Genomic DNA, 11,958 nt, shown 5'->3' with positions numbered 1-11,958 from the left:
CGCCCGGGCGTGGCAGCGCGTGTCCCCCGTACCCACCAAGGAAGTTGATGATGATCGACTATTACTCCCCCACCGCGGAGTTCTACGACCTGCTCGGCGGCCAGCACTGGGCCCACAGTGACCCGGCGCTCGCCTCAGTCCTCGCAGACGTCGACACCGGCCACGGCCCGGTGCTTGATCTCGGCGCCGGTACCGGCCGCGCGACCGAGCTGATCGCCCGGACCCTGCCCGAGGCACGCATCCTCGCCGTTGAGCCGTCGCCCGGGATGCGGGCCGCGCTGACCAGCAGGGCGGTCCGCGACGAGGACCTGCGGGAGAGGGTGACCGTGGTCGCCGCCCGTGCGCAGGACGTGGAGCTGCCGGAGCGCCTCTCGGCGGCAGTCATCTGCGGTGTGCTCGGCTACCTCGACCGGGCGGAGCGGGCCGACCTGTGGCGCCGGATCACCGAGCGGCTCCCCACAGGAGCCCCGATCGTCGTCGAGCTGATGGCGGTGAGCGAACCGCAGACGGTCGCCCCGGTGCGGATCGCCCGTCAGCGCCTCGGCGACCAGGAGTACGAGGCATGGATGTCCGGCAAGCCGTGCGGAGTTGAGCAGATGCGCTGGTCGGCCACCTGGCGGGTACTGCGCGGCGGCGAGACGGTGCGGGAGGTCGACGTGACCCACGACTGGTACACCTTCGGGCTCGACGACCTGGCGGCCGAGACCGGGCTGACGGCCAAGCAGGTCACCCCCGAACTCGGCGTCCTGATCGGGTAGTTCTGGTGGCGGCCTGATCTCGTACTCCCGTGACCGGCTCTTTCCGGCAGGGCAACGCGAAACGTCGGGCCGCGACCTCGCTGCCGCGAGATCTGAGCCCGACGTCGTCACGGGACGGCAGGCGCCGCCGCCGCTACTACTGCTGCCGCGTCAGGGTGAACGGGATCTCCTTCTCCTGAGTGCTGACGGTCCCGGAGATCTTGGTCACCTCGGTGGTGCCGCGGGCGCACTCCACGTTGGTGGCCCGGTAGTGCTCGGAGCTCACGCCGTCGATGGGGCCGTCCACCTCGGCGGAGGCGGTCCAGGTCGGACCGGTCGGGCCGATCAGGTACGTGCCGGTGCCGTTTCCGCTCCAGCCGTTGACGTTCCAGTCCTGCTCCACGTTGCCGGGCGCCGTGAAGGTCGTCGTCAGACGGTCGTTCTGCGAGCCGTTGAAGTTTCCGGTGAAGGTGCCGTCGTAGTCCTCGGGCTGCTGGCCGCAGGCGCTGACAGCCGTGTGCCCGGCCGGCTGCGCCGCCGCGGCCGGGGTGGTGAGGGCCAGTGCGCCGGCGAGCGAGGTGACGCACGCGGCGGCCAGGGCCACGCGTCGAATCGAGGTCATGCGAGTGCCTTTCTAGGGCGTGGAAATTATCGGCAGGACTGTCCGCGCGAAAATTCCGGCGGAGTGAAGGGAATTCCTGTCCGACGTCCGAACAAGTGGCAGGTTAGCAATCCGGCCGAGGCCTGACGAGTCGAAAGTTTGTTACACGGCAAAATGCACCCGCATGGCGTCGTAGCTAAATCCATTAACGGCAAATAGGCAGGAAAGACTAGTCCTCCATTGGAATGGCCGACTGCCCTCGATTACGCCAGGAAGCTCTACGCTTCTCAGGACGTACGCCAATGTCTTTGGAGAATTACATGGCCGAATGTACCGATGATGCGACTGTCCTGGTGGTCGGCGGTGGCCCCGCTGGGTCTCTGGCTGCGGCATTGCTCGCGGGCGCGGGTGTCGACGTCCTGCTGCTCGAAAAGGAGGTATTCCCGCGGTATCACATCGGAGAGGCCGTGGCGTCCTCCTGCCGGACCGTGCTCGAACTCGCCGGTGCGGCGGAAAAGGTCGAATCGAGCGGCTTCTTGAGCAAGCACGGCGCCCTCTTCCGCTGGGGCTCCGAACAGGACTGGGTCGCCGACTGGACTGAAATGTTCGGCCCCGAGGTGCGGTCCTGGTCGGTCGACCGGGACGACTTCGACCACCTCCTGCTGAACAACGCGGCCGACCGTGGCGCGCGGGTCGTCCAGGGGGCCGCGGTCAAGCGGGTCGTCTTCGAGGGAGACCGGCCGGTCGCGGCGGAGTGGGCGGCCCTGGACGCGCCGGGGCAGATCCGCACGTCCCGCTTCGACCATCTCGTGGACGCCTCGGGGCGGGCCGGTCTGCTCACCGCCCAGACCTTCAAGAACCGCACCCGCCACGAGGCGTTCCGCAACGTCGCGATCTGGGGCTACTGGGACGGCGACACCCTGCTGCCGCAGACCCCGCCCGGCGGCAGCAACATCATCTCGGCCCCGGACGGCTGGTACTGGGTGATCCCGCTGCGCGACGGCCGCCGCAGCGTCGGATTCGTCATGCACGAGACCGCCTTCCGGGAGCGGCGGAAGGCCGGCGGCTCCCTGGACGACCTGCTGAGCGAGCTCGTCAACGAGTCGGAGACCGTCCGCTCCCTGGTCTCCGGCGACCGCCAGATCGCCGGGGCCCGGGTCGAGCAGGACTACTCCTACGTGTCCGAGGCGTTCTGCGGCCCCGGCTACTTCATCGCCGGTGACGCGGCCTGCTTCCTCGACCCGCTGCTCTCCACCGGCGTACACCTCGCCTCGTACAGCGCGCTGCTCGCCGCCGCGTCCATCGTCGCGGTGGTCGACGGCGACGTCGAGGAGACGGAGGCGACGGCGTTCTACGAGTCGCTCTACCGCAACGCGTACACCCGGCTGCTCGCCGTGGTCGCCCGGATGTACGACCAGTACCAGGGGAAGTCCAGCTACTTCTGGCTCGCACAGCGGCTGGTCGGCACGCCGGAGGCGGAGGGGCAGTCCAACGTCCCCTTCGTCGAGATCGTCGGCGGCCTCTCCGACCTCTTCGACGCACGACACGGCCGGGCGGTCGACCGTGGCGCGACCGCTCCCGCCGAAGCCGCGGCAGAGCTGGTCGACACCGGCGCCGCCGGGCCGGACGACGCCATGGACATGGTGGACATCGCACCGAAGAACCTCTACGACACGCGGTCCAACCTGCGCCTTGTCACCTCGCCGCGGCTCGGGCTGCGGCGCGAGGAACAGCCCGCCGAGAGCGCCCGCCCGGGCGTCGGTATGCCCCAACCTCGCGTCGACGACCGCCTCGCCGGAGCCGCCGAATCGGGCGAGGCCTTCGTCGAGCAGACGCACTGAGCGCGTTCCGTAGCCGGATCACGCAGAAAGGGACAGCGAACACAATGACCGGACACCCCCGGGCCCGCCGCGAAGTGCACCTGGTGGACCTGACCTCGATCGCCGGAGCGACCTACAGTCCGACCCTGGGCTACCTGCAGGCCGCGGCCGCGGCGGATCCGGAGGTGTCGGCGGGCTGCACCTTCAGGCGGCACGCGGTCCTCTCCCGAGGCCCGTGGTTCGAGCGGGCCTGCGAGCAGGTCCTCGCGGCGCTGCACGATCCGCTCGTGGTGGCCTTCACCGTCTACTTCTGGAACCGCGCGCAGTCGCTGGAGCTCGCCCGGCGCATCCGGCGGCGCTGGCCCGCTTGCCGCATCGTCGTCGGGGGCAACGACGTCAGCCACCAGCAGGACGCGCTGTTCGCCGAAGCACCCTGGGTCGACGTGCTGGTGCACGGCGAGGGCGAGCTGCGGTTCGTCGAGCTGCTGAGGTCGTTCCTGCACGACGACGAGGGCTTGGCGTCGATCGACGGGATCACCTACTGGTCGGGCACCGGGGCGGACCGTCGGCCGTTCTCCACCAGGCCGGCGGCCCGGATCGTGGATCTGGCGACCGTACCCTCACCGCTGTCCGTCTACGCGGATACCGAGCTGTCCGGGACGACCTTGCTGGTGTACGAGACGAATCGCGGATGCCCGTACAGCTGTGCGTTCTGCTACTGGGGCGGGGCGACCAATTCGAAGGTCCGCCAGTTCCCCATGGAACGGGTCGCGGCCGATCTGGAAAGAGCCGTCCGACTCGCCGGGCCGAATATGATGCTGGCCCTTGCCGACGCGAATTTCGGAATCCTCCCCAGGGATGTCGAGATCGCGCGCATGCTGGTCGACCTCTGCGACCGGCACGGCAAAAAGGTGGACTTCTTCGTCACCTGGGCGAAGAACAGCAACAAACGGATTCTGGAGATGGCCGCTCTGCTCCGCGACGGCGGACTCCTCGCGCCCGTCACTCTCTCCACGCAGTCCTTCAGCCCGACTGTGCTCGATCTGGCCCAGCGCTCCAATATCCGCCTCGACAACTTTCGCCGACTGCAGTCGGAGTTCCGGGACCTCGGTATCCCGACCTACACCGATCTCATCTGGGGAATGCCCGGGGAGACGTACGAGAGCTTCCTGGCCGGGGTCGAGGAGACGCTGGCCGCAGGCGGGTCGCCGGTCATTTTCCCGCTTCTCCTGCTGAACAACACCGACTACACCCGGGAGCGCTTCCGCCATGAGCAGCAACTCGTCGTCCGCGACCTCCCGTTCGACGTCAGCGATCCCGAACTGAGGGGCGACGTCGTGGTGGCGCACGCCACCATGACCGAGGCGGACTGGCTGCGCGGCCTTGAGTTCCGGCTCTGTCTGCACATCTTCCAGAAATCCCTGCTGCGCTGCACCCTGCGGACCCTGGCCGGGGACACCGGCGTACGCATGGTCGAACTCTGCGACCACCTCAGGGACTTCCTCTTCGACCACGTCACGGACGGCGTGACCCACGCGATCGCGCAGAACTACCGGGCCGCCTGGACGGACCCGGACACCTTGGACCAGGCACTCCTGCAGAACGAACTGGGTCTGGAGGTCGGCAACGGCGACCTGTACGGCCGCCAGGAGATCCACTACGAGGCGATCCTGCACCGCCTGGTCGAGAACCCTGCCCGCCTTGCCCACTTCCTGGACGCGGCCGTCGACCATCTGCTCAGTCGCATCCCCGGGGACTCCCTGCCCAGCCGTACGGATCTGCAGCCCGTCATCGACCTGGACCTCGCGGCCGGCTCCGTATTCCGCTCCATGATCACCGGCCGGGCCGAGCACTCGGACTTCCGCGTCCCGGCCGACATCCTCGCCGTCCTGCGCGAGGCGGGGGACATCCCCCCGGACCTCCACTGCCCTCTGGGCGCCGAGCTGACCGGCCGGGTCACCACCCCCGCGAAGCTGCTCCACGACCACCGGCCGAACTTCTCGTTCAGCCGGTATGTGGTGCTGTGCTGGCGGGGCATGGTGTCCACGCTGCGCGACGCCGAATTCCAGTGCACCGCCACGCGACCGGCGGTGGAAACCGTGCCAGTACCGCACCTGCTCACCGCCGCAGGTCGGAAATCCACCGAAAGGATGCGGGGATGACAGACGACAGCAAGGTGAAGACGGGCCCCGTACCCGAGGGCTACCCCCGGGTCTCCCCCCACCTGTTCGTCGCAGGGGCCGAGACGGCGATCGAGTTCTACCGCGCTGTGTTCGGAGCCACCGAGCGCATGCGGATCCGGGAACCGGACGGCCGGATCGGCCATGCCGAGCTTCGGATCGGCGACTCCCTGATCATGCTCGCAGAGGAGTTTCCGGAGTATGACGCCCCCGGCCCGAGGTCGGTGGGCGGCACGCCGGTGGCGATCAGCGTCCACGTGGACGACGTCGATGAGGTCTTCGACCGCGCGCTCGCGGCTCGTGCCAGGCCGCTGCGTCCCGTGGTCGACGAGATCTACGGCGACCGAGTCGGCATGTTCGAAGACCCCTTCGGCCACCGGTGGATGGTGGCCACCCACGTCGAGGACGTGCCGCTGGAGGAGATCGCCAGGCGGGTGGCGGCGTCCCAGGTGCAGGGGCCAACTTGACCCGGCCTTGATGAACCGCGCGGGGGTGCGCACCCCGGACTCCGGCTCGACGGTGCGTAGTTCACCGGGCGGACGGAGGCCCTATTGACGGACCCGACCGCGTTCCCCGCTACGGCTCCGCCATGACTGAGGCAGAGTGGCAGGTCATCCGGCCCCTGCTGCCGGTGCCGGACTGGCTTCAGGGGCGGGCGGTCGCGCGCAGGGCTACCGGCACCAGTGGCAGGAGCTGTACCCGACGCTCAGCAGGACCGGTACGCCGCGTCGCCCCGCGGGACCGCTGCGAATGCGGAGGGTTCTCAAGGGGGGGCGTCTGGAGGCGTCTCTCCTAGCGCTTCGTGTCGAGCTCCGCCCGCAGGCGGCCCAGGGTGCGGGTCAGGATGCGTGAGACGTGCATCTGGGAGATGTCGAGCTCCTCGCCGATCTCGCGCTGTGTCCGGTCGCCGACGAAGCGGAGGGCGAGAATCCGGCGTTCGCGCTCGGGGAGGGCGGCGATCAGCGGCTTGAGGACGTGGACGGCTTCGACGCGGGCCAGGTCGGGGTCGTGGTAGCCGAGGTGGTCGGCGAGGGTGTCGTCGGAGTCGGCGCCGTCGACGGGCAGGTCCAGGGAGGCGGGGAGGTAGCTGCGGGCGACGGCTTGGCCCTCGGCGACTTCGGCTTCGGTGCGGCCGAGGTGTGCGGCGAGTTGGGCGCGTGTCGGGGGGTGGCCGTGGGCCTGCTCCAGCGCGGTCGTCGCCCTGGCCAGGTCGAAGTGGAGTTCCTGCAGCGGGCGCGGGACGCGTACGGACCAGCTGGTGTCGCGGAAGAAGCGCTTGATCTCGCCCATGACGGTCGGCAGCGCGTAGCTGGGGAACTCGACGCCGCGGTGGAGTTCGAAGCGGTTGATGGCCTTGATCAGCCCGATCGTGCCGACCTGGATCACGTCGTCCCACGACTCCGCCTGCGGTCGCATCCGGCGGGCGGCGTAGTGCACGAGGTTGAGGTTGAGTTCGACCAGGCTGTTGCGTACGTACGCATGGGCCTCCGTGCCCTCTTCGAGCTCGTCGAGGCGGGCGAAGAGGGTCTTGGAGAGTCGGCGGATCTCCTCGGCGGGGAGGCGCGCGGTGTCGGAGGGTGACGGCAGGTCGTGCCGGCCCGGCAGCTCCGCGGGGCTGCCGGGGCCGGCGGTATGTCGCTCGGCGTGCGGGGCCGTGGGGGTGCTGGTGTGGCTGACCTGGGTTGCCATCGTCGCTCCCGACTGCGGAGGGCGCCCTCCGGGTGAGAGCGCCGTGTGCACCGCACGTACCCGCCATCTCCCGTTACACACCCGTGACTTGACTCTCCGTTAGCCCATCTGGGCCAAGCCGTCAGACCGGGTCGGTGCGGCCGAACAGGCCCGCGTGCCCTGGCGGGAGCTGGGTGAGGATGCGCCGCAGCAGCGCGTCGTCGGCCGCCTCCGCGACCGTGCTCAGGACGGCGGCGACGGCGCGGCGGGCGGACTTGACGTCGTCCCGGGCGCGCACCGCGACGGTCTCGATGAACGCCTCCGGCGTGAGGGGCTCGCTGGCCGGTTCGGCGTCGGTCAGGACCGGGCCGCACTGGGCGGGCAGGAGGCGCGCCAGGTCGGTGCGGTCGTCGCCCACGAGGTGCGCGCCAAGGATCTCAAGCACGCTCTGCACGGCCCGTGCGGCGGCTCGCCGGGTGGCGAAGTCGCCGCGTTCACGGACCTCTTCCAGCAGGGTTTCCAAGGGCGTATTCATGGACTCTCCTTGTCGTGGCCCCGCTGCCGGCCGGTGCGGCCAGGCCTGGCCGGCATACGAGATCCACCCGTTACCCCACGCTCACGAAAAGTAACCGTGAGGCGGCCCGGTGGAGTCACCCGTTCGGCGGTGGCCTGCGCGGGCGACGGGCCCTGGGGTCCGTCTCCGCGACCTTTGCTTGCGGATCAGCCCGCGGCGTCGAGGGGGTACCTCCCTGCTCTGGGGGCACCTCCCAGTGGTAGCTGAGGGAGGAGCCGAGAGCTTGGGGGAGTCGCGGGCCTGCAAGCATCGGGGCGACAGCCCCTAGAGCACCGGAGCGTCCGCCGCCTCGTAGCACTCCGGTGGCAGGGGGTCCGGGCGGCCGGTCGGGGCGAGGAGGTGGGCGACGACGGCCGCGGCGGTGTGGTGCCAGAACCGGTGGCGGCGCAGCATCGCGTGGTCGCCGTCGCGGACCACGGCCATCGCCGCACGGGCCGTCGAGCTCCGCGCGCGCCGCAGGCAGGCGGCGGCCTCGACGGGTGAGGTGACGCGGTCGAGGGCGCCGTGCAGGACCACGACATGGCGGCCCGTCAGCTGATGTGTCGGCTCGCCCGGAGGCCACCACGGCGCGAGGGCGACCACTCCGTGCACCTGAGGGTGGCCCGCGGCGTGCAGCGCCGCCCTGGCCCCCATCGAGTGACCGACCAGGACGGTGGGCACGGGCCCTGTCAGGACGGCGAGTTCACCGAGCGCGTCCAGGGTGTCCCGTACGGGATCGGCCCGGTCGTCGTTCCAGCCGCGGTGCCGGTAGCGCACCCGTGCCAGCAGGACGTCCTCGCGCGGGAGCGCCGCGGCGAACGCCCGCTCGAAGGCGCGCATGCGCAGGGCGGCCAGGTGCCAGGGCCGGGAGGGGGTCAGGCCCTTCGCCCGCCCGCCGTGCAGCAGCAGCACGGCGGCCCGGGGCCGGTCCGGCAGGCGCCATGGCTGGAGTGCGCCACCGGGCGGGGGACCGGGCGGCGGGCCGCTCATCCTCGCCTCGGCGGGAGTGGGAAGAAGCCGCTGGTACGGGCGGCGTACTCGGCGTAGCCGGGCCGGTCGCGCATGTGCCGTTCCAGGAGCCGCTTCCCGCTGCCCTGCGTCAGGAGCAGGCTCATCACCACCGGCGAGATCAGGGACACGGCCGCCGCCGCGGGCCCGTCGCAGGCCAGCAGGAACAGGCCCCACCAGACGCAGAAGTCGCCGAAGTAGTTGGGGTGCCGGGTCCACGACCACAGCCCGCGATCCATGATCCGGCCCTTGTTCGCCGGATCGGCCTTGAACCGGGCCAGTTGGGCGTCGCCGACCGCCTCGAAGCACAGCCCCAGTGCCCACAGCGCCACGCCGGCCCAGGCCAGCGGCGACAGGCCGCCGGGTACGTACTGCGCCGCCTGGACGGGCAGGGACACCAGCCAGACCAGGGCGCCCTGGAGCAGGTACACCATCCGCAGGGCGTACGCGTTCCGGTTGCCGGGGGCCTTGGCCAGCATCGCCTCGTAGCGCGGGTCCTCGCCGTGGCCCCGGCCGCGGCGGGCGATGTGCACGGCCAGGCGCAGCCCCCAGACCGCGGTCAGGGCGGTGACCAGGACACGGCGCTCCAGGTCGCCGTGGCCGGTGGAGGCCGCGAAGGTCACCGAGGCCACCGCGGTGAAGCCGACGCCCCAGGCGATGTCCACGATCCGGTGCAGGCCGCGGCGCACGGCGAGCGCGAACGTGCCGAGCATGACGACGAGGGCCGCCGCGGCGGCCAGGCCGAGGTTGAGGGCGAACGCAGCCCACGGGAAGCCGTTCACGTCCGGTCCAGCCCTTCGTACCAGTGGTGCGTCGTGGCCGGCATGCCGCTGTCGCCGCCGTGGTCGCGCCGCACGCTCAGGATCTGGTCGACACCCATGCGGCCCTCCTCGAACGCCAGCGCCCCGCCGACCAGGTACAGCCGCCACACCCGCGCCGTCTGAGCCCCCACAAGCCGTACGAACGCCGCCCAGCGCTCCTCCAGGGTGCGGTGCCACGCGGCGATCGTGCGGGCGTAGTGCTCACGCAGCGACTCGACGTGCCGGACCTCCAGACCCGCCGCCTCCAGCAGGCCGGTCGTCTCGCCGAGCGGGCGCATGTGCATGTCGGGGGCGATGTACGCCTCGATGAACGGCCCGCCGCCGGGGGCGTTCCGGCCGCGCGACATCTGCTGCACAAGGACCCGCCCGGAGGGCCGGACGAGCCGGTGCAGGGCGGCGGCGAACGCCGGGTACTCGGCATCACCGACATGTTCGCCCATCTCGACCGTCGCGACGGCGTCGAAGCCACCGCCCGCGATGTCCCGGTAGTCCTGGCACAGCACCTCCACCCGGTCGCCGAGCCCGCGCTCCCGCACCCGCTCCCGTACGTACGCCGCCTGCTCGCGCGCCAGCGTGACAGCGGTGACGTGGGCGCCGTGCCGCTGCGCCGCGTGCAGGGTGAGCGAACCCCAGCCGCAGCCGATGTCGAGCAGCCCGGCCCCCGGGCGCAGGGCGAGCTTGCGGCAGATCAGCTCCAGCTTCGCGCGCTGCGCGTCGGCCGGCGTGAACGCGGCGTCCTCGGACGCCCAGAAGCCGCACGAGTACGCCATCGTGTCGTCGAGGAGCAGCCCGTAGAAGGCGTTGGACAGGTCGTAGTGATGGCTGATCGCGGCCCGGTCACGTGCCCTGCTGTGCAGCCCGCCGCGCAACCTGGCCTGGGAGGCGGGGGCGGCGGGCGGCGGCCCCACGACGCCGAGGCGTACGGCAGCCGCGAGCGCCCGGGCCCGGTCGGCGGGGGTGAGCCGGGGCGGGTGCAGCCCGCGCGCCCGCGCCGCGGTCCACATCGCGCGCAGCCCTTCGGCGAGGTCGCCCTCGACGTCGAGTTCACCGGTGACGTACGCCTGCGCGAGCCCCAGTTCGCCGGGCTGCCACAGGACGCGCCGCAGGGCACGCCGGGACCGTACGACGACCACGGGGCCTTCGGCCGGTCCCGCCTCGCTCCCGTCCCAGGCGCGCAGCCGGATCGGCAGGGAGCCGCCGAGCGCGTCCGCGGCGAGGGCGGCGAGCCGGTGGGCGGCGCCGGAGCGGGGTGCGGCGGCCTGGAGAGGGGTCATCGCGCGGCATCCTCCTTCGTGAACAGGTACTGCTGGACGTCCAGGTAGCCGGAACGGAAACCGGCCTCGGAGTAGGCGAGGTAGAAGGTCCACATCCGGCGGAAGGTCTCGTCGAAACCGAGCGCCTCGACCTCCTCGCTCCGCTCGGCGAACCGCTCCCGCCACAGGCGCAGCGTCTCGGCGTAGTGCGCGCCGTACGCGTCACGGCGGGCGACGGTCAGCCCGGTGTGGTCGCGGACGCTCTCCTCGACGGCCCGGACGGACGGGATCAGGCCGCCCGGGAAGACGTACTTGTGGATCCAGGTGAACGTGGTGCGGGCGGCGAGCATCCGCTCGTGCGGCATGGTGATGGCCTGGAGCGCGACCCGGCCGCCCGGTGCGAGCAACGCGTCCAGAGCGCGGAAGTACACCGGCCAGAACTCGGCCCCGACGGCCTCGATCATCTCCACGCTCACGACCGCGTCGTACGTGCCGCGCGCGTCGCGGTAGTCGCACAGCTCGATCGAGACGCGGTCGGTGAGGCCCGCCGCGTGCACGCGCTCGCGTGCCAGGGCCCGCTGCTCCCGGGAGAGGGTGAGCGAGGTGACGCGGGCGCCGCGCGCGGCGGCGCGCAGGGCCAGCTCCCCCCAGCCGGTGCCTATCTCCAGGAGCCGGGTGCCCTCGCCGACGCCCGCCAGGTCGAGCAGCCGGTCGATCTTGCGGTGCTGGGCGGCGGCAAGCAGGTCCCAGCTCGCGGGCAGGCCCCGGAAGAGCGCGGAGGAATAGCTCAGGGTGTCGTCGAGGAACAGGGCGAACAGGTCGTTGGACAGGTCGTAGTGGCGGCTGATGTTGGCGCGGGAGCCGTCGGCCGTGTTGCGCTCCGCCTCGGGCTGCCGCAGCGCCCACAGGGGTCGCAAGCGTTGCAGCGGGGCCGGGACCAGCTCGGCGGCGTGCGCGGCGAGCACCGTCAGGGCGCCCACCAGGTCGGGGGCGTCCCACTCCCGCGCCATGTACGACTCGCCGAAGCCGACAAGGCCGTGCGCGCCGACGCGGGCGTGGAACGCCGTCGGGTCGTGCACCTCCAGGAGCGGCCCGCCGCGGCCCACCGTGCGCGGGCCCGCCGCGCCCGGACCGGCGAACCGGGCCTGCAGCGGCAGCCCGCGCAGGGCACGCCGCACGACGGCCTCGGCGATGGCGGCACGGGGCCGCGAGACCCGCGGAACGGCGACGACGTCGGGCCATCGTTCGGGCCATCGCTCGGGCTCTGCGGCGAAGTCGGCCCGCTGCGGTGTCGTAGCGGGTTCTGCTGTCGTCATG

Annotated in this window: 11 protein-coding genes; 4 read left to right on the top strand and 7 right to left on the bottom strand. The window is 71.5% G+C overall.

Annotated features, from left to right (window positions below; genetic code table 11):
* Positions 1-47 precede the first annotated feature (47 nt).
* Positions 48-758 (top strand): class I SAM-dependent methyltransferase, encoded by a 711-nt coding sequence (locus QIT00_RS13555; protein ID WP_282535484.1) that lies wholly within the window; start codon positions 48-50, stop codon positions 756-758.
* Between the two features lie 136 nt (positions 759-894).
* On the opposite strand, the gene QIT00_RS13550 is transcribed toward QIT00_RS13555, so the two are convergent.
* Positions 895-1,359: a hypothetical protein gene (locus QIT00_RS13550; RefSeq protein WP_282535483.1), complete on the bottom strand. Its 465-nt coding sequence runs from the start codon at positions 1,357-1,359 to the stop codon at positions 895-897.
* 299 nt (positions 1,360-1,658) lie between these two features.
* Here QIT00_RS13550 and QIT00_RS13545 point away from each other — a divergent pair, with 299 nt between their 5' ends.
* The 3 genes from QIT00_RS13545 to QIT00_RS13535 are packed head-to-tail and all read left to right on the top strand — an operon-like array spanning position 1,659 to position 5,805.
* Entirely contained in the window at positions 1,659-3,179 is a 1,521-nt protein-coding gene (locus tag QIT00_RS13545) for an NAD(P)/FAD-dependent oxidoreductase (RefSeq protein ID WP_282535482.1), read from the top strand.
* A 44-nt stretch (positions 3,180-3,223) separates the two neighbouring features.
* Positions 3,224-5,320: a B12-binding domain-containing radical SAM protein gene (locus QIT00_RS13540; RefSeq protein ID WP_282535481.1), complete on the top strand. Its 2,097-nt coding sequence runs from the start codon at positions 3,224-3,226 to the stop codon at positions 5,318-5,320.
* Positions 5,317-5,805 (top strand): VOC family protein, encoded by a 489-nt coding sequence (locus tag QIT00_RS13535; protein WP_282535480.1) that lies wholly within the window; start codon positions 5,317-5,319, stop codon positions 5,803-5,805. Before QIT00_RS13540 ends, QIT00_RS13535 begins: the two co-directional genes overlap by 4 nt.
* A gap of 325 nt (positions 5,806-6,130) precedes the next feature.
* On the opposite strand, the gene QIT00_RS13530 is transcribed toward QIT00_RS13535, so the two are convergent.
* The 6 genes from QIT00_RS13530 to QIT00_RS13505 form a co-directional block, all read right to left on the bottom strand.
* Positions 6,131-7,027, bottom strand: coding sequence for a SigB/SigF/SigG family RNA polymerase sigma factor (locus QIT00_RS13530; RefSeq protein WP_282535479.1), 897 nt, complete (start codon positions 7,025-7,027; stop codon positions 6,131-6,133).
* Positions 7,028-7,148: 121 nt separating this feature from the next.
* Entirely contained in the window at positions 7,149-7,541 is a 393-nt protein-coding gene (locus tag QIT00_RS13525) for a DUF2267 domain-containing protein (RefSeq protein ID WP_282535478.1), read from the bottom strand.
* Positions 7,542-7,844: 303 nt separating this feature from the next.
* Entirely contained in the window at positions 7,845-8,549 is a 705-nt protein-coding gene (locus QIT00_RS13520) for an alpha/beta family hydrolase (RefSeq protein ID WP_282535477.1), read from the bottom strand.
* On the bottom strand, positions 8,546-9,349 hold the full coding sequence (locus QIT00_RS13515) for a DUF1295 domain-containing protein (RefSeq protein ID WP_282535476.1): 804 nt from the start codon (positions 9,347-9,349) through the stop codon (positions 8,546-8,548). The genes QIT00_RS13520 and QIT00_RS13515 overlap by 4 nt, the downstream gene beginning before the upstream one ends.
* Positions 9,346-10,662: an SAM-dependent methyltransferase gene (locus QIT00_RS13510; RefSeq protein ID WP_282535475.1), complete on the bottom strand. Its 1,317-nt coding sequence runs from the start codon at positions 10,660-10,662 to the stop codon at positions 9,346-9,348. The genes QIT00_RS13515 and QIT00_RS13510 overlap by 4 nt, the downstream gene beginning before the upstream one ends.
* A complete protein-coding gene (locus QIT00_RS13505; protein ID WP_282535474.1) occupies positions 10,659-11,957 on the bottom strand; it encodes a class I SAM-dependent methyltransferase in 1,299 nt (432 codons plus the stop codon). The genes QIT00_RS13510 and QIT00_RS13505 overlap by 4 nt, the downstream gene beginning before the upstream one ends.
* Position 11,958: the final 1 nt, after the last annotated feature.

Source organism: Streptomyces luteolus, from assembly GCF_029968015.1.
In the GTDB taxonomy this organism is placed as follows: domain Bacteria; phylum Actinomycetota; class Actinomycetes; order Streptomycetales; family Streptomycetaceae; genus Streptomyces; species Streptomyces luteolus.
This window is presented reverse-complemented; position numbering and strand designations above follow the sequence as displayed.